Genomic DNA, 14,449 nt, shown 5'->3' on the forward strand with positions numbered 1-14,449 from the left:
TGACGACGGAGGACCGGTGCGGTGCCCTGTGCCCGTCGGCGACGGCCGGCACGGCGGCCGTCCCGATGATGACGCCGGATGCCAGGATCGCCGCGGCGATACGGCGCTTGCTGCGTGCTGTGGACATGAGTGCCCCCTTGAGACATGTCCAGAACCCCGGTGCACGGGACGCTGGGCGGTGCGGGTCTCCCGGCGTGCTGCCGGGAGACCCACACTGTGGACCGCCGCGGAGCCTGCCGCGGGCCTAATCGGGTGGTGATCGGATGGCGTTACTAGATGCGGATATTTCCGCAACCCTCACCTGTATCCGGCACCGACCGTGATGGGAGGGTTCCCATGATTTGCTGTGTATGGCACCGACCCTTTGAACACTCAACAACAAGCGGTTACCATCGCCCGGGCGCCGCCCGGCGCACACCCCGCGAACAGGGCTTGCGCCCGATAACGGTCATGCACCCGCAGAATTCGCACACAGTCCTCACGCCTGTTCCCCCATTCGATTCCGTGGAAGGTCCGCTGAAGTTCCGCCGGTCCAGGAGGCGGCCTCCGGCGACGCGGACCTGCGGAAATGCACTCGGCCCCCAGGAACCCCACACGCCCCGCAGGGCGTCTTGATTGCCACCACCACGGAACCGGCACGGGGGGGCAGCGCAGTTCATGGCACACGACGGAGACCAGCCGAACGGCCGGGAGGCCGACGGCATCGGTGACCACTCCACCGAGCGGCCGGGCGGCAGCGTCGGCGGGGTGCTCGGCGCCGTCGGTCACTGGTACCGCCGCGGGCTGTACGGCTTCACCCTCCGCGTGTCCGCCCTGACCGCCGTGCTCGGCCGCGCGCTCCTCGCCGGAGGATTCGCGGCGGCCCGGGACACCTTCGAGGACGTCCGGGACTACGCGGACCACAACATCGCCGACGAGGACTCCTGCTCGGCCTATGCCGAAAACGCCATGCCCGAGTTGGCGAGGGTCCTTCTCGTGATGACACCGCTGTTGCTCGTTCTGGCTCTCCTCGTTCTCTCCGTCCTGCACACCGCGTACGCTCCCGAGCGCGTCTGCCCGCCGCCCTCGTGGTCAACGCGCTGACCGGACCGGCAGTAGCCGCCGTGGAGTGGACGGGCGTATGGCTGTGGCACTTCGTCCAACGGGGCAACGTGCCCGGCGTCGAGCCCACGCCCCCGCACGAGACCGCGACCCCGCGGTACACGCTGGTGGGATGGGGCGCTGCCGATCGCCGTGTGGTGTCTCGGCCCGCCGCTGTACGCGCGGTTGGCACCGGCCACGGCCGAGACGGTGGTGGAGCGCCGGTCCCCTTCGTGGCGCTGTACCGCTCCTGGGTGCTGACCCGTCGCGCACGGCGGCGCACCCTCGGCCTGGGCACGCTGGTCACCGCGGCCGCCATCCTCTTCTTCTGGCTGGCCCTGTATGCGCTCGCGCCCCTCCACCACTTCGCCGGGCTCGGCATGCTGTGGCTCAGCGACGACAACGTATGGATCACCGGCGTACTGATGAAGGTCCTGCCCACCGGCCGCCGACTGTACGGCGCCCGCGGATCACGCCCCATGGCCCCGCATAGTCCAGACGGCGTGGCCAACTAGGCTCGCATCTACTGGCCTGACATACGCTTATACCTTGCTTCTGCGGCACAGACGATGAGAGCGATGGGACTGGGGTCATGAGTGAAGGCATGCTGCCGCCGGGCCAGCGGCTCGCCAAGGGGTGGCCCGTCTCGCACTACGGGCCGGTGCCGCGCTTTCGCCCGGATCGGTGGAATCTGCAGGTCTTCGGCGCCACCGCGAACAGGGAGACCTACTCCTGGACCTTCGACGAGGTCGCCGCCATGCCCAAGGTCACGGTGAACGCGGATCTGCACTGCGCGTCCGGCACCAGCACCACCGGACACGCGTTCTTCGGCGTGCCGGCCCGTACCCTGCTCGACCTCGCCCCGCCCGCGGCGGACGTGTCGCACGTCATGGCCTGGGCCGAGTACGGCTACAGCGCCAACCTCCGCCTCGCGGACTTCACCGCCGACACCACCGTGATGGCCTCGCACCACGACGGCGAGCCGCTCACCGCCGAACACGGCTTCCCGCTCCGCCTGGTGGTCCCGCACCTGTTCGGCTACAAGGGCCCCAAATGGTTGCGCGGCATCGAATACATGACGCGGGACCGGCACGGGTTCTGGGAGGAACGCGGCTATCACAACCTCGCCGACCCCTGGGCCGGGCAGCGCTACTCCTACCAGGAAGACGTCGAGCGGTGAGCGGTGCCGGGCCCGCCGTCGCCCCGGCGTCACCGGCCCGGCCACGCGCCGACAGAACCTCCAAAACTCCGAACGCAGATGCGTCGCTCTTAGACCGATCACCCAAGCATCTACCAGCCCTCTGTCGCATATACGGCAGCAGATGCAATATAGAAGGCGTTGTTCGGGATGCGGAGGTCACCGCCCCGGCCAGGTCCAGGCCCACAAGGCGAGGTCCCCCATGGTCATGCGCACCTACGCCGGCAGTGCCGGCGACGTCGACTGCGGCACCGCCGGCTCCGGCGGCCGCGCCTCCTCCCGCCGCCCCGACGAACGCATCGCCCGCGCCGTCGCGCAAGCCCTCGGCGACGCGCACAGCGTCCTCAACGTCGGCGCGGGCACCGGCTCCTACGAGAGCGCCGACCACACCATCACCGCGGTCGAGCCCTCCCTGGCCCTGCGCGCCCAGCGCCCGGCCCGGCTCGCCACCGCCATCGACGCCGTCGCCGAGCACCTCCCCTTCACCGACGGTCAGTTCGACGCCTCCATGGCCCTCTTCACCGTCCACCAGTGGTCCGACGCCGAAGCGGGGATGCGTGAGATGCGACGTGTCACCCGGGGCCCGGTCACCATCCTGACCTGCGACCCCGCGCTCGTCCGCGACTTCTGGCTCTACGAGTACGCACCCGACGTCCTCGATGTCGAAGCCCGCCGCCATCCAAGCCTGAGCAAATTGGCCGACGCCCTCGGCGGCACCGTCACCACCCGGTCCGTCCCCATCCCGCTGGACTGCACCGACGGCTTCAACGAGGCGTACTACGGCCGCCCCGAGATGCTCCTCGACCCCGCGGCCCGCCAGGCCTGCTCGGCCTGGAGCTTCATCGACGACCGCGCCCGCCAGGGCTTCGACATCTCCCTGCGCCGTGCCCTGGGCTCCGGCGCCTGGGACGAAGCCTTCGGCCACCTGCGCAGCCGACCGACGTACACGGGTTCCCTGGTGCTTCTGCGCGCTACTCCTTGACGGGCCAGCGGCCGCGCCGCAGGAGGCGATCTCCCACCCGAACTCAACGCCACGGACCCGACGATGTTGGACAGCGGCATGGTGAGACGCGAGAAGGGGGAGAAGATCAGGCCCCCCTTCCCCATTCCGGAAAGGATCGTCCTGGTCGCGACGCCGGGCGGCCGGCGCCACAGTGTCGTCACGGTCGGGGGCGGGATCATCTGTGGGCGCCTGGACGTTCCGGCCCACGCCGACCCCCAGGACGCGCGGGCCGCGGCCACGCACCTGGTGGCGGGACTCGCGCGCGACGTCCTCGGCACCGACGTCGTCGTGCAGTGGGATCCATCGCAGAATCCCGGGTCGTCGACCGCCCGGGTCACCCTCGCCGACGGCGACTGACCTGCCTCCCCGGACGCCGGGAAGCATTCCGCGTATCGGGCGACGGAACGCACGCAGTCGGGTGAGCTTGGCCCGGAGCCCGTTATGGCTCGAACAGGCCGGATAGATCTTCATTTGATTTTTCCACACACGAAGCAAAGGACTGCCTCATGCGCTTGCGTACAGCTGTCACCGCCACGGTTCTGGCCGCCATCGCCGTCCTCGGCGGCTCGGGTATCGCCGCCGCCGACGGGTTCGGCGTCGGCGACGATGGCATCAACGTCATCGACCACACCGCCACCGTGGTCCAGTTCGGCGACATGGACCTGGACTGACCAGCCACACCAGGCACTGAACCCCTGGTGCTGCGCCATCGGTAGACGGGTGGCGCGGCGCCGGGGGCGCCGTCCGTGGGCTCGGCCGTGAACTTGTCGAGCAGGCGGGCGGTTTCGGCGTTCACTGGTCGGCATGTGCCTGCGGCTGTGCCGTGGGAATGCCGCTGAAATCCTGCGGCGGGCTCCGCACTGCCGAGTCCCCGGTCGCGCACCGGCGGACCGGCTTTCGGACCCCGACGCGTCGCCTCAGCTTCGCGAGTCGAGGCCCGAGAGCGGAACCGGCCGTCCGAGCTGCTCCTCTGCCCCCACCGCCGCACCGACACCAGTCGTCAGCGGGGGCCCGCTGCTACTTCTTCTTGTTACGGCGCAGCAGAGCGTAGGCAGCCACGAGGGCCGCGCCCGCGGCGATCAGTACGGTGCGGTTGTCGCGCACCGACTCGGGCGCCTTCTCCTGCCACGCCCGTTGCGCCTGCGATGCCTTGGCCTTCACCTGCCCGGCGGCGACGGCTGCCTTGTCCTTGGCCTCGTCGGGCAGGTGCTCCTGCAGCGCCTGAACCGTCTCGGACGCCTTCACCTTGGCCTGCGCCGTCAGTTCCGAAGCCTTCGCCGCCGTCTGCTCCTTGAGGTCGGCGGCCTTCTGCTGTGTCCGGGCCTTGACGTCCGTCTTGTCGGCCAGCGCCTGGACCGTGTCGCCCAGCTCGTGCCGGGTCTGTTCGACCTGCTCACGCAGTTCCTCGGTGCTGGCGGCCGTGGGCTCGTCGTGGGGCGGCTGCGTCATCGCTTGGCACTCTCCTTGATTTCGGCCACATCGGCCTTCACGCTGTCGATGGTCTGCTCGGGGGTCGGCGGCGCGGCCTGGCTGACCTCCTTCTTCCCGGTCAGCGCCAGCACGGCCGTGACCAGCCCGAGTACGGCCGTCACGATCAGTGCCGCGGCCCAGACCGGCAACGGCACCGCCAGTGCGGCGATCGCGGTGGCGACCAGCGCCTGCAGCGTCAGGAAGCCGACCAGTCCGGCCCCGCCGAAGAGCCCGCCACCCTTGCCGTAGCGCTTGCCCTTCTCCTTCATCTCCGCCTGGGCCAGCCGCATCTCGCCGCGTACCAGCTCTGTCAGCTGCTGCGAGGCGCGCTGGACCAGATCGCCCACCGGTTCCTCGGACGCGCCGGGGCGAACGGTCGTGCTGCCGGTCGTCTGCCTGGGTGTCTCATCCATTCCGGGCCCTCCTTCCTGTGCCGACCGCGTACCCCCGAATACGCGAGAACGACACCTGGGCCGGGCCACGGATTTCAAACGATGTCGGCCGAGCCGCGGCTGCTCTCCTCGAACACGGCCTCCAGAGCGGCTTGGGCCTGCGTGCGCAGCCATGCGTGAGCGCGGTCGTTGTCGTGGCGCTGGTGCCAGACCAGGTGCAGGGGAATGGGCGGCATCTTGAGGGGAAGGGGCAGCGCGCGCAGGCCGAGACCGCGCCGGGCGGAGTCGGTGACGGCCTGGGGGACGGTGACGACGAGGTCGGTGTCACGGATCAGGGAAAGCGCTGTTGCCGCGCTCGGCGCCGCGGCGATGACCTGGCGTTCGAGTCCGAGGGCGACCAGGGCGTCGTCGACAGGATCGCGCAGGCGTCCGCGCCGGGAGACGGTGACGTGTCCGGCCGCGGCGTAGCGCTCGGGGGTGAAGGTGCCTTCGGTCAGCGGATGACCGGAGCGGACCGCCACGACGAGACGGTCCTCACCGATGAGTTGGTGGCGGGTGTCGGGCATGGAGGGCTCGGCGGAACTCGATTCGAGGTCGACCTCGCCGCGCCGTAGTTCAGGAGTGTCGGCGTGCGCTTCGGCCACCAGTCGAACCCGTACGCCCGGGGCCTGCCGGTGGACCGCGGCGAGCAGGGCGGGGCCGCAGGCCGAGGCCAGCGCGTCGTGCCAGCGAACGGTGAACGTCCGGTTCAGGGTGGCCAGGTCCAATTCCCGTTCCCGGGCGAGGAGTTGGTGGGCCTGGTGGACGAGGTCGTGGACCTGCGCGCGGACCTCCAGGGCGTACAGCGTGGGAACCATCGTGCGGCCGGTGCGGACCAGGATCTGGTCGCCGGTGGCGTGGCGGATCCGGCCCAGGGTCCGGCTCATCGCCGGGGAGGTGACGTGCAGCCGGGCGGCGGCGCCGGCCACGCTGCCCTCTTCCAGGAGCGCGTCCAGCGCGGTGAGCAGATTCAGATTCAGTTGCATGAGGGTAATGCTAGGGGTTACAAGCATGCACTTGCTGTTAATCCATGGGTTGCCTAGCGTCATGCACAGCGGCGGAGCACACCACACCGCCCGCCAATCCGCCGGCACTTCTTCCGTGTCCGGCCGAGTCCCTGGGAGCGCAGCTCATGACCTCTGACACCAGCCGGTCCTCCGCCACACGTACCGACCTCGACGACGCTTTCCTCGGCCAGGTCACCGCAGCCGTCCGCACAGCCGGTGACCTCTTGCTCGAGCGCTTCACAGCGCAGGCCCGCGCCACCAGTACCGAGGAGATCGTCTCGGCGATCTACGCCAACGACGACGCGGTGCTCGACCTTTTGAAGGCGCCGCTGCTGTCCGCCCGGCCAGGAGCGAAGTGGGCCGAGGACGAACTCGCCGGTGGCGCGCTGCCGTTGGGCGAGTGGTGGATCGTCGACCCGGCCGAGGGCAACATCAACCACGTGCAGGGCATGCCGGACTGGGCCGTGACCGCCACCCTCGTACGGGACAACGAGCCGGTCCTCACGGTCGTCCACCTTCCGTTGACCGGCGACACCTACACCGCGGTGGCCGGACGCGGCGCCCAGTTGAACGGCGCTCCGCTGCACGTGTCCGCCAAGACCGATCTGCGCGCGGCCCTGACCGGGACGGGCCAGGCCAGGCCCGGGGAGGACGAGGAGACGTTCCGCCGGATCGGCGCGTCCGTCACGCAGCTGCTGATCCACGGCCTCGTCGTCCGCGTCTCCGTGCCCGCCACCTTGCAGTTGATCCACGTCGCAGCCGGCCGTACGGATGCCTTCTGGCAGTTCTCCGACGTGCGTTCGGGGCTGGTCGCCGGTGCCTTGCTGGTCGCCGAGGCCGGCGGCACCGTCACCGACATCGACGGCAACCCCTGGAACCTGGCCGCCCCCGACTTCCTGGCCGCCGCCCCGGGCATCCATGCCGCGATCTCCACCGTCCTGTCCCCCCTCGCCTGATCACCCCTGCCCCAGAAGGAGCACACCAGCATGACCGGCAAGAACACCGAGACCAGCAAGCCCAGCATCGGCATCCTCGGCGCCGGCCGCGTCGGCAGCGGTCTCGCCCGCGCACTCGCCGCCGCCGGCCACGAGGTCACGCTCGGCCACCGGCAGCCGCCCGGGCAGGCCGAGGTCCACGAGTCCGGCGCGGCCCGGGCGATCCGCTTCGCCGACCAGCGCGCCACGGCCGCCACCTCCGACATCGTGGTCAATGCCACCCCGGGCGACAGCGCCCTGGCGCGACTCTCCGCCCTGGCCACCGAACTGAGCGGCAAGATCCTCGTCGACGTCTCCAACGCCACGCACCACAGCCCCGACGGACTCCCCGCGGACCTCTGCTACCCCGGCGGCAGTCTCGCCGAGCAGTTGCAGCAGGCGCTGCCCGCCACCCGGGTCGTCAAGACGCTCAACACCATGCTGTTCCCGGTCATGACAGCCCCCGCCACCCTGTCCACGCCGCCCACCGCCTACCTGTCCGGCGACGACGCCGATGCCAAGACCGTCACCGCCGGTCTCCTCGCCGACCTGGGCTGGCGACCCGAATGGATCGAGGATCTCGGCGACATCACCACCGCCCGCGCCACCGAAGCGCTCGTTCTGCTCGTCCCCCACGTACTACGTGCCAAAGGGTTCCAGCCGTTCGCCGTCTCCCTCGCACGCTGAACTCCTCGCGCGCTGCTTCGGGTGCTCGCGAACGCGCAGGCAGGGTCAGCCGGTGTGGAGGACCCGGAAGCGTTCGGGGTCAGCCGGATCTCGGTCGACGACCTGGATCGACGGCCCGGCCCACTGCCACACGCTGATCCCCGGCGTGCGGGAGAACTGGATCCGCCCGCGGGTGCCTTGGACTGCGACGCGCGGCCAGGCTTCGGCGATGCGTGCCCGGTCCGTGCCGTGCGAACGCAGCACTTCGGCGAGGACGGCGACCGTGTCGTAGCCCTCGAAGGCGACGAAGGAGGGTGTTTGCGCCAGCCGTTCGCGCAGGGCCGACCCGACGCGTGCGCCGAGTGGGCCGAGGCGCTCGGGCAGGTAGCGCAGGAACGGGACGGCGGCGCCGCCCTCACCCAGCGACGTCTTCCATTCGGCGAACTCCGGCTGCCCGGCCGGGGCGCCGATCATGACCTCGGTGAGGCGCTGGTCGCGGCGGACGGACTCGACGATCGGCACGGCCGGTTGCGGGTGGCCGACCAGAAGAAGGAGAGCCGTAGCGCCGTGGCGGGCGAGTTCGTCGCACACGGCCGTGGGGGTGAGGGCGCTCATGTCGAGTTCCATGACGGTGCCGCCGCGTGGAGCGAGGTGGTCCCGCAAGATGCGCGTCCCGCCGGCCCAGTAGACGCTCGGCTGAGTCGCCACGGCGATGCGGCGGTGTCCGGCGCCGAGGAGGAAGTCCGCGTAGACCCGCCAGCCGCGGGACTGCGGCGGGGAGAGGCGCGCGACCCAGTCCGTCGGCCGATCGGTGAGCGTGTCGAGCACCGCTGACGAGCAGAGGTACGGCAGGCCGAGGGCGTCGGCCCGGCCGGCAGCGGCGCGAGCGACGACGCTGTGGTACTCCCCCGCCAAGGCGGCCACGCCGAGGCGAGCCAGTTCATCGACGGCCGCCACGGCTTTCTGAGGGTCGGCCGCGGTGTCCCGGACCACCAATTCGAGTGGTCTGCCGACGATCCCGCCGTCGTCGTTGACATCGCGGACGGCCAGCTCCAGGCCGGCGAGCAAGTGCCGGCCCGCCTCGGACCAGCCGGGCCGGGTCAGCGGCACGAGGGCACCGATGCGGACGGACGGTCCGTCAGTTCGCCTCGCTACGGCAAGCGTTGCTGGATTTCTCATGCGTCGGCGTCCTCCGGGCGACGGTTCGGCAGCCCATCCCGGCGAGGCGGGGGCGTCTGTTGGATCACGCCGGACATTGCATCCACCGCCCCTAGAAACAAGCAACCGGATTTCCGCTCGCAGAACTCCCGACGCGGCTCTCTGTCCCCATCTGTCGATCCAACTATTGACCGAGCGGTCAATCCAACTAATATTGACCGCATGGTCAATAGCTCAGACAGGGACCAGCTCAAAACGGCATCACACGTGTCCGTACCGCTCGCGAGGGCGAGACGACTGGTGGCCGCCTACGTTGTGGTGGCCCTGGGCACACTTGTGGCCCTGGCCGTTCTCGCTGCTTCGGCGCCACGCCTGGCGATCTCGGAGGCATGGGGTCACGCCGTGATCGTCGCCGTGTTCGCGGTCGTCCTTCCCCTGCGAACACGCGCCGCACTGGACGGAAGTCCTTCCGGGGTTCGCGCACTCACCGTCATCGGAGCCGTCCTGCTGGTGGTGAATCTCGTCGAGGCCGTGCTGCCCGGCGTCTTCCCCGCGTGGATGCGCGGCGAGATGCTCGTCATCGCCGCGATGATGCTGACGCTCATGATCCTTTCGATCCAGGTTCGCAAGAACAGCCGGCGGGTCGCGGCCGACCTGGCCACTGGTCCACAGTGACGGCATGAGCACTCCGCCCTCACCCACCACACCCGCGCAGAGCACGAAGCCGGGTGCACGCCGGCAGCGGCTGGACGAGAACCAGCGCCGGGAGCAAATCATGACCGCCGCCCTGGAGGAACTCGCCGAGTACGGCTACGACGGCCTGTCGTTGGCCCGGGTCGCCCGGCGGGCCGGTGTTTCCAAGGGCCTGATCTGGCACTACTTCGCCGACAAGGACGACCTGATGGAGTCCACCGCCAAGGCGACGATGACCACCATCCGCGACCGCGTCGCCGACTCGCTCGACCTGACCGAGCCCGTCCCGGACATCGTGCGCGCGGCCCTGCGCCGAGCGGCGGCTCTGACCCGCACCCACCGGGGAGAACTCAGCGCTCTCAACCACATCGTGCACAACCTGCGTCACCCCGACGGCACGCCGCGCCTGACGCTCGACGCTTACGAATCGACGTACCAGGCACAGGAATCGCTGTTCCGGCGCGGCCAGGCCGAGGGGACTCTGCGCGACTTCGACACGCGCGTGATGGCCATCACCTACCAAGGTGCGATCGACATGATGATCGAGTACCTGGGGACCGAGAACCCCCACATCGACCCCGACACCTATGCCGACAGACTCGCGGACATCCTGCTCGCCGGGATCCAGCGAGCCTGACCTCGTGACAGCTTCGTAGAGGCCCGGTGTCGAGGGGGTTGTCGTCGACCCGGGCACCTTCCGGCCGGCCCGCGCTGATCAGGTCGCGGCGCCGCACCACGCCTCCGGACGCCGCCATCAGCGCGGCAGGAAGCCGGAACTCTGCTGGCGTGAGGGCGAGTTGGGCGGTTCCGACGGAGTAGGAGCGCCGCGTACAGCCGGGCGGCGAGTTCGGCGAGTTCGGCGGTCAGGCGAACATCAGGGGCACCTTCAGGCGAGCGGCGAGCTCGTCCGGTGTGATGCCGAAGGTCTGCGCGACCCTGACCCCTTGCGGCGTGATGTCGAAGACCGCGAGGTCCGTGTAGACGCGGTCGACGCAGCCCAGGCCGGTGAGCGGATAGCCGCACTCGGGCACCAGCTTGGGCGTGCCGTCCTTGGTGAACAGGGTCATCATCACGAAGACCTTCTTCGCGCCGATCGCCAGGTCCATGGCGCCGCCGACGGCGGGAATGGCGTCGGGCGCGCCGGTGTGCCAGTTGGCGAGGTCTCCGCCGGCCGAGACCTGGAACGCGCCGAGGACGCAGATGTCCAGATGCCCGCCGCGCATCATGCCGAAGGAGTCGGCGTGGTGGAAGTACGCGGCTCCGGGCAGCTCCGTGACGGGGACCTTGCCCGCGTTGGTCAGATCGGGATCGACCTCGTCGTCCTGCGCGGCGGGCCCCATGTTGAGCATGCCGTTCTCCGTGTGGAGGACCACGCCGGAGTCGGCCGACAGATGATCGGCGACGAGGGTCGGCTGGCCGATGCCCAGGTTGACGAAGGCGCCCTGGGGGATGTCGCGCGCTATCAGGGCGGCGATGTCGTGCTTGCCCAACGGGCCCTGTTTGTCGGTGACTTCGTTCAGTTCGCTTGTCCGGGTCATGCGCGACGCGCCTCCTGCACCACTCGGTCGACAAAGATGCTCGGGGTGATGACGGTCTCGGGGTCGATCTCGCCGGTCTCGACGATCTCGCGGACCTGGGCGATGACGGTGGTCGCCGCGGTGGCCATGACGGGGCCGAAGTTCCGTGCGGTCTTGCGGTAGACCAGGTTGCCCATGCGGTCGGCGCGGTGGGCGCCGATCAGCGCGACGTCGCCCTTGATCGGGTACTCGAGGACGTAGGTGCGGCCGTCGATCTCGCGGGTCTCCTTGCCCTCGGCGAGCAGGGTGCCGACGCCGGTGGGGCAGAAGAAGGCGCCGATTCCGGCCCCGGCCGCCCGCATGCGCTCGGCGAGGTTGCCCTGCGGTACGACCTCCAGCTCGATCCGGCCCGCGCGGTACAGCTCGTCGAACACCCACGAGTCCGCCTGGCGCGGGAAGGAACAGATCACTTTGCGGACCCGGCCTTTGGCCAGCAGGGCGGCCAGCCCGGTGTCGCCGTTGCCGGCGTTGTTCGAGACGACGGTGAGGTCGCCCGCGCCCTGCCGGATGAGCGCGTCGATCAGGTCGACCGGCATCCCGGCCATGCCGAACCCGCCGACCAGCACCGTGGATCCGTCCTCGATCCCGGCCACGGCCTCGTCCGCGTCGGCACACAACTGCGTACTCACCGGTTGCCTCCTGTGGCTGTGGCGTTCTCCAGGACCACGGCGAGTGCCTGGCCCACTCCGATGCAGATGGCGGCGACACCCCAGCGCTCGCCCGACGTGCGGAGCCGGTGGGCCAGCGTGGCGAGGAGTCGTCCTCCGGACGCGCCCAGCGGGTGGCCCAGTGCGATCGCGCCGCCCTTGGCGTTGACGATGTCCGGGTCGGCTCCCCAGGCGTCGACGCAGGCGAGGGACTGCACGGCGAACGCTTCGTTCAGCTCGACGGCGGCCACGTCGGACCAGGTGATGCCCGCGCTTTTCAGCGCCCTGTTCGCCGCCTCGACGGGGGCGTATCCGAACAGTTGCGGATCGAGTGCCGACACGCCTCGTCCGGCGATCCGGGCGACGGGGTCGGTGCCGATCCGGGCGGCGGCGGCGCCCGAGCCCAGCAACACGGCGGAAGCGCCGTCGCTCAGCGGTGAGGCGTTGCCCGCCGTGATGACACCGTCCGTGCGGAAGACGGGCTTGAGCCCGGCCAGCTTCTCGGCGGTGGAGCCGGGGCGGATCCCCTCGTCCCGGTCGAGCGTGGCTCCCTTGGCGTCGACGGTGACGGGGACGACCAGATCGTCGTAGAAGCCCGCGTTCCAGGCGTCGTCGGCGAGATTGTGGGAGCGGGCGGCGAACGCGTCCTGGCGCTCGCGGGTGACGGCGAAGCGGTCGGCGAGCTGCTCGTTCGCCTCGCCCAGGGAGACGGTCCACTCCTTGGGCATGCGCTCGTTGACCAGCCGCCACCCGAGGGTGGTCGACACGGCCGTCACGTCCCCGGCGGGGAACGCCTTCGCGGGTTTGGGCAGCACCCACGGCGCCCGGGTCATCGACTCGACCCCGCCGGTGAGCACGATGTCCGCGTCGCCGGTCTCGATGGCGCGGGAAGCGATCATGGCCGCGTCCAGCGAGGACCCGCACAGCCTGTTCACGGTCGTGGCGGGCACCGATGTCGGCAGCCCCGCCAGGAGGACGGCCATTCTGCCGACATTGCGGTTGTCCTCACCGGCCCCGTTGGCGTTCCCCCAGACGACGTCGCCGATCTCCGCCGGATCGAGCCCGGGGGTCTTGGCGAGCGTCCCGGTGATGGCCAGGGCGGCGAGGTCGTCGGGGCGGACGTTCGCCAGCGCGCCCGAGAACCGTCCGAAGGGCGTTCGTGCTGCTGCGTACAGATAGCTGTCGGTCACGGACTCACGGTAGGAGCGCGCGGTTCATCCCGTCCAAGACCTAGTCGGCATGGATTGATAAGCCATCCGCATAAGTGCCTCTACGATGGAGCCATGGAACTCCGTCAGCTCCGGTACTTCCTCGCCCTCATCGAGGAGTGCCACTTCGGCCGCGCGGCGGCCCGTCTGCACGTGGCACAGCCGGCTCTGTCCCAGCAGATCAAGCAGCTGGAACGCGACCTCGGCATCCTGTTGTTCAACCGGTCCACGCGGCGCGTCGAACCGACCGAGGCCGGCCGCCGGCTCACCGACTACGCGCGTGTCCTCGTCGCCGAGGAGGAGCGCGCCCGGGTCCACATGCGGGAGCTGGCGACCGGTCACGCGGGGCGGGTCTCCGTGGGCTTCATCGGCACGGCCACGTACGACGTGCTGCCGCGGGTCTCGCGCACCGTACGCGCGGAGTTGCCCGGGATCACCATGGACCTGCGCGGCGAGATCCTCACCCCGGAACTCGTCGAGGGCCTCCTCTCCGGTACGTACGATCTCGCGGTCGTCCGGGGCGCGGTCGCCGACGCGGACCTGCGCGTCACGCCGCTGCGGTCCGAGCCCCTGGTGGCCGTGCTTCCCGCGCACCATCCGCTGGCCGGCCGGGCAGGCATCCCGCTGAAGGCCCTCGCCGACGAACCGTTCGTCGTCCACCCGTCGCAGTCCCGCTCCTCCATGTACGAGCGTGTGCTGTCGGCGTGCGAACGGGCGGGATTCCGGCCCGCCTCCCTGACCGAGGTCGGCGAGACGGCCACCCTGGTCGTCTTCGTGGCGGCAGGCCACGGGGTGGCCCTGGTGCCGCGGTCGGTACGGAGTCTCAGCCTCGACGGGGTGACGTACGTTCCGCTGGAGGACCCCGAGTCCGTGGACCTGCTCCTGGCCCGCCGTGCACATCGCAACTCCCCGGCCGCGGAACAGGTCGCCGCGGTGATCGAGCGGTGCGCGAGCGCGGCATGACGCTATTCGGGGTCCGGGGCGTGCAACTGCCGCAGGCCCTCCGGCCGGGTGGCCGCGAGCGGCAGGACGGTGTCGGCGCCGGTGATGCGCAGGAGACGGTGTACGTCCGGCTGGAGCGGTCCGCACAGGACGAGCGGGCGGCGCTTCAGCGCATGGCCGGAGACGGTGACCAGGATCTGGTTGAGAAAGACACTGTCGGCGAACGTCACCCGCGAGAGATCGATCAACGTCGCGTCCGTCGACGCGTCGGCGAGGACCTGCGCGAAAGTGTCGACGATCTCGGTGAGGTCGTTCAGGTCCACCTCACCGCGCGGGGTGACCACTGCCACCCGTTCCTGCTGGTCAACCCGTACTTTTCGACTGCCGGACGTCAT

19 protein-coding genes are annotated in these 14,449 nt (G+C 70.2%); 11 read left to right on the forward strand and 8 right to left on the reverse strand.

All coding sequences use genetic code 11. The features are described from left to right. Positions 1 to 657 precede the first annotated feature (657 nt). The 6 genes from AB0J02_RS37070 to AB0J02_RS37095 all read left to right on the forward strand — a co-directional run bounded on the left by AB0J02_RS37070 (position 658) and on the right by AB0J02_RS37095 (position 3,952). Positions 658 to 1,083, forward strand: a complete 426-nt coding sequence (locus AB0J02_RS37070; RefSeq protein WP_363198264.1) for a hypothetical protein — start codon at positions 658 to 660, stop codon at positions 1,081 to 1,083. A 230-nt stretch (positions 1,084 to 1,313) separates the two neighbouring features. Then, the gene (locus AB0J02_RS37075; protein WP_363198265.1) at positions 1,314 to 1,595 is read left to right on the forward strand and encodes a hypothetical protein; all 282 of its coding nucleotides are present in this window, start codon (positions 1,314 to 1,316) and stop codon (positions 1,593 to 1,595) included. Positions 1,596 to 1,672: 77 nt separating this feature from the next. Beyond that, positions 1,673 to 2,260 carry a molybdopterin-dependent oxidoreductase gene (locus AB0J02_RS37080; RefSeq protein WP_363198266.1) on the forward strand — a complete coding sequence of 196 codons (588 nt, stop codon included), beginning with the start codon at positions 1,673 to 1,675 and terminating at the stop codon, positions 2,258 to 2,260. Between the two features lie 226 nt (positions 2,261 to 2,486). Beyond that, positions 2,487 to 3,260, forward strand: a complete 774-nt coding sequence (locus AB0J02_RS37085) for a class I SAM-dependent methyltransferase (RefSeq protein WP_363198267.1) — start codon at positions 2,487 to 2,489, stop codon at positions 3,258 to 3,260. Between the two features lie 78 nt (positions 3,261 to 3,338). Then, positions 3,339 to 3,638 carry a hypothetical protein gene (locus AB0J02_RS37090; protein WP_363198268.1) on the forward strand — a complete coding sequence of 100 codons (300 nt, stop codon included), beginning with the start codon at positions 3,339 to 3,341 and terminating at the stop codon, positions 3,636 to 3,638. 149 nt (positions 3,639 to 3,787) lie between these two features. Beyond that, positions 3,788 to 3,952, forward strand: coding sequence for a hypothetical protein (locus tag AB0J02_RS37095; protein ID WP_363198269.1), 165 nt, complete (start codon positions 3,788 to 3,790; stop codon positions 3,950 to 3,952). Positions 3,953 to 4,298: 346 nt separating this feature from the next. Here the strand turns inward: AB0J02_RS37095 and AB0J02_RS37100 are convergent, their stop codons facing one another. The 3 genes from AB0J02_RS37100 to AB0J02_RS37110 form a co-directional block, all read right to left on the reverse strand. Beyond that, on the reverse strand, positions 4,299 to 4,730 hold the full coding sequence (locus tag AB0J02_RS37100) for a DUF3618 domain-containing protein (protein WP_363198270.1): 432 nt from the start codon (positions 4,728 to 4,730) through the stop codon (positions 4,299 to 4,301). After that, positions 4,727 to 5,164, reverse strand: coding sequence for a phage holin family protein (locus AB0J02_RS37105; protein ID WP_363198271.1), 438 nt, complete (start codon positions 5,162 to 5,164; stop codon positions 4,727 to 4,729). The genes AB0J02_RS37100 and AB0J02_RS37105 overlap by 4 nt, the downstream gene beginning before the upstream one ends. 74 nt (positions 5,165 to 5,238) lie before the next feature. Then, the gene (locus AB0J02_RS37110) at positions 5,239 to 6,168 is read right to left on the reverse strand and encodes a LysR family transcriptional regulator (RefSeq protein ID WP_363198272.1); all 930 of its coding nucleotides are present in this window, start codon (positions 6,166 to 6,168) and stop codon (positions 5,239 to 5,241) included. 146 nt (positions 6,169 to 6,314) lie between these two features. Between AB0J02_RS37110 and AB0J02_RS37115 the strand changes: the two genes are divergently transcribed. Together AB0J02_RS37115 and AB0J02_RS37120 are read left to right on the forward strand one after the other, a co-directional pair. Next, entirely contained in the window at positions 6,315 to 7,145 is an 831-nt protein-coding gene (locus AB0J02_RS37115; RefSeq protein WP_363198273.1) for an inositol monophosphatase family protein, read from the forward strand. 30 nt (positions 7,146 to 7,175) lie between these two features. Beyond that, the gene (locus AB0J02_RS37120; RefSeq protein ID WP_363198274.1) at positions 7,176 to 7,850 is read left to right on the forward strand and encodes an NAD(P)-binding domain-containing protein; all 675 of its coding nucleotides are present in this window, start codon (positions 7,176 to 7,178) and stop codon (positions 7,848 to 7,850) included. A gap of 45 nt (positions 7,851 to 7,895) precedes the next feature. Here the strand turns inward: AB0J02_RS37120 and AB0J02_RS37125 are convergent, their stop codons facing one another. After that, complete coding sequence (locus AB0J02_RS37125; RefSeq protein WP_363198275.1) at positions 7,896 to 9,008, reverse strand: ABC transporter substrate-binding protein; 1,113 nt, start codon at positions 9,006 to 9,008, stop codon at positions 7,896 to 7,898. A gap of 279 nt (positions 9,009 to 9,287) precedes the next feature. Between AB0J02_RS37125 and AB0J02_RS37130 the strand changes: the two genes are divergently transcribed. Together AB0J02_RS37130 and AB0J02_RS37135 are read left to right on the forward strand one after the other, a co-directional pair. Next, on the forward strand, positions 9,288 to 9,662 hold the full coding sequence (locus AB0J02_RS37130; protein WP_363198276.1) for a hypothetical protein: 375 nt from the start codon (positions 9,288 to 9,290) through the stop codon (positions 9,660 to 9,662). Positions 9,663 to 9,666: 4 nt separating this feature from the next. Beyond that, positions 9,667 to 10,317: a TetR/AcrR family transcriptional regulator gene (locus tag AB0J02_RS37135; RefSeq protein WP_363198277.1), complete on the forward strand. Its 651-nt coding sequence runs from the start codon at positions 9,667 to 9,669 to the stop codon at positions 10,315 to 10,317. 226 nt (positions 10,318 to 10,543) lie between these two features. Here the strand turns inward: AB0J02_RS37135 and AB0J02_RS37140 are convergent, their stop codons facing one another. The 3 genes from AB0J02_RS37140 to AB0J02_RS37150 are packed head-to-tail and all read right to left on the reverse strand — an operon-like array spanning position 10,544 to position 13,094. Continuing rightward, on the reverse strand, positions 10,544 to 11,218 hold the full coding sequence (locus tag AB0J02_RS37140) for a 3-oxoacid CoA-transferase subunit B (RefSeq protein WP_363198278.1): 675 nt from the start codon (positions 11,216 to 11,218) through the stop codon (positions 10,544 to 10,546). Further along, entirely contained in the window at positions 11,215 to 11,886 is a 672-nt protein-coding gene (locus AB0J02_RS37145; RefSeq protein ID WP_363198279.1) for a 3-oxoacid CoA-transferase subunit A, read from the reverse strand. Before AB0J02_RS37145 ends, AB0J02_RS37140 begins: the two co-directional genes overlap by 4 nt. After that, positions 11,883 to 13,094 carry a thiolase family protein gene (locus tag AB0J02_RS37150; RefSeq protein WP_363198280.1) on the reverse strand — a complete coding sequence of 404 codons (1,212 nt, stop codon included), beginning with the start codon at positions 13,092 to 13,094 and terminating at the stop codon, positions 11,883 to 11,885. The genes AB0J02_RS37145 and AB0J02_RS37150 overlap by 4 nt, the downstream gene beginning before the upstream one ends. A 93-nt stretch (positions 13,095 to 13,187) precedes the next feature. Here AB0J02_RS37150 and AB0J02_RS37155 point away from each other — a divergent pair, with 93 nt between their 5' ends. Continuing rightward, positions 13,188 to 14,075, forward strand: a complete 888-nt coding sequence (locus tag AB0J02_RS37155; RefSeq protein WP_363198281.1) for a LysR family transcriptional regulator — start codon at positions 13,188 to 13,190, stop codon at positions 14,073 to 14,075. Positions 14,076 to 14,077: 2 nt separating this feature from the next. On the opposite strand, the gene AB0J02_RS37160 is transcribed toward AB0J02_RS37155, so the two are convergent. Beyond that, positions 14,078 to 14,449, reverse strand: coding sequence for an STAS domain-containing protein (locus tag AB0J02_RS37160; RefSeq protein ID WP_363198282.1), 372 nt, complete (start codon positions 14,447 to 14,449; stop codon positions 14,078 to 14,080).

The organism is Streptomyces sp. NPDC050264, assembly GCF_040655895.1.
In the GTDB taxonomy this organism is placed as follows: domain Bacteria; phylum Actinomycetota; class Actinomycetes; order Streptomycetales; family Streptomycetaceae; genus Streptomyces.

Coding starts and splice junctions, on each gene's coding strand:
- AB0J02_RS37070 (WP_363198264.1), top strand. CDS start 658: ATGGCACACGACGGAGACCAGCCGAACGGCCGGGAGGCCGACGGCATC.
- AB0J02_RS37080 (WP_363198266.1), top strand. CDS start 1,673: ATGAGTGAAGGCATGCTGCCGCCGGGCCAGCGGCTCGCCAAGGGGTGG.
- AB0J02_RS37085 (WP_363198267.1), top strand. CDS start 2,487: ATGCGCACCTACGCCGGCAGTGCCGGCGACGTCGACTGCGGCACCGCC.
- AB0J02_RS37090 (WP_363198268.1), top strand. CDS start 3,339: ATGGTGAGACGCGAGAAGGGGGAGAAGATCAGGCCCCCCTTCCCCATT.
- AB0J02_RS37095 (WP_363198269.1), top strand. CDS start 3,788: ATGCGCTTGCGTACAGCTGTCACCGCCACGGTTCTGGCCGCCATCGCC.
- AB0J02_RS37100 (WP_363198270.1), bottom strand. CDS start 4,730: ATGACGCAGCCGCCCCACGACGAGCCCACGGCCGCCAGCACCGAGGAA.
- AB0J02_RS37105 (WP_363198271.1), bottom strand. CDS start 5,164: ATGGATGAGACACCCAGGCAGACGACCGGCAGCACGACCGTTCGCCCC.
- AB0J02_RS37110 (WP_363198272.1), bottom strand. CDS start 6,168: ATGCAACTGAATCTGAATCTGCTCACCGCGCTGGACGCGCTCCTGGAA.
- AB0J02_RS37115 (WP_363198273.1), top strand. CDS start 6,315: ATGACCTCTGACACCAGCCGGTCCTCCGCCACACGTACCGACCTCGAC.
- AB0J02_RS37120 (WP_363198274.1), top strand. CDS start 7,176: ATGACCGGCAAGAACACCGAGACCAGCAAGCCCAGCATCGGCATCCTC.
- AB0J02_RS37125 (WP_363198275.1), bottom strand. CDS start 9,008: ATGAGAAATCCAGCAACGCTTGCCGTAGCGAGGCGAACTGACGGACCG.
- AB0J02_RS37135 (WP_363198277.1), top strand. CDS start 9,667: ATGAGCACTCCGCCCTCACCCACCACACCCGCGCAGAGCACGAAGCCG.
- AB0J02_RS37140 (WP_363198278.1), bottom strand. CDS start 11,218: ATGACCCGGACAAGCGAACTGAACGAAGTCACCGACAAACAGGGCCCG.
- AB0J02_RS37155 (WP_363198281.1), top strand. CDS start 13,188: ATGGAACTCCGTCAGCTCCGGTACTTCCTCGCCCTCATCGAGGAGTGC.
- AB0J02_RS37160 (WP_363198282.1), bottom strand. CDS start 14,449: ATGACGTCCGGCAGTCGAAAAGTACGGGTTGACCAGCAGGAACGGGTG.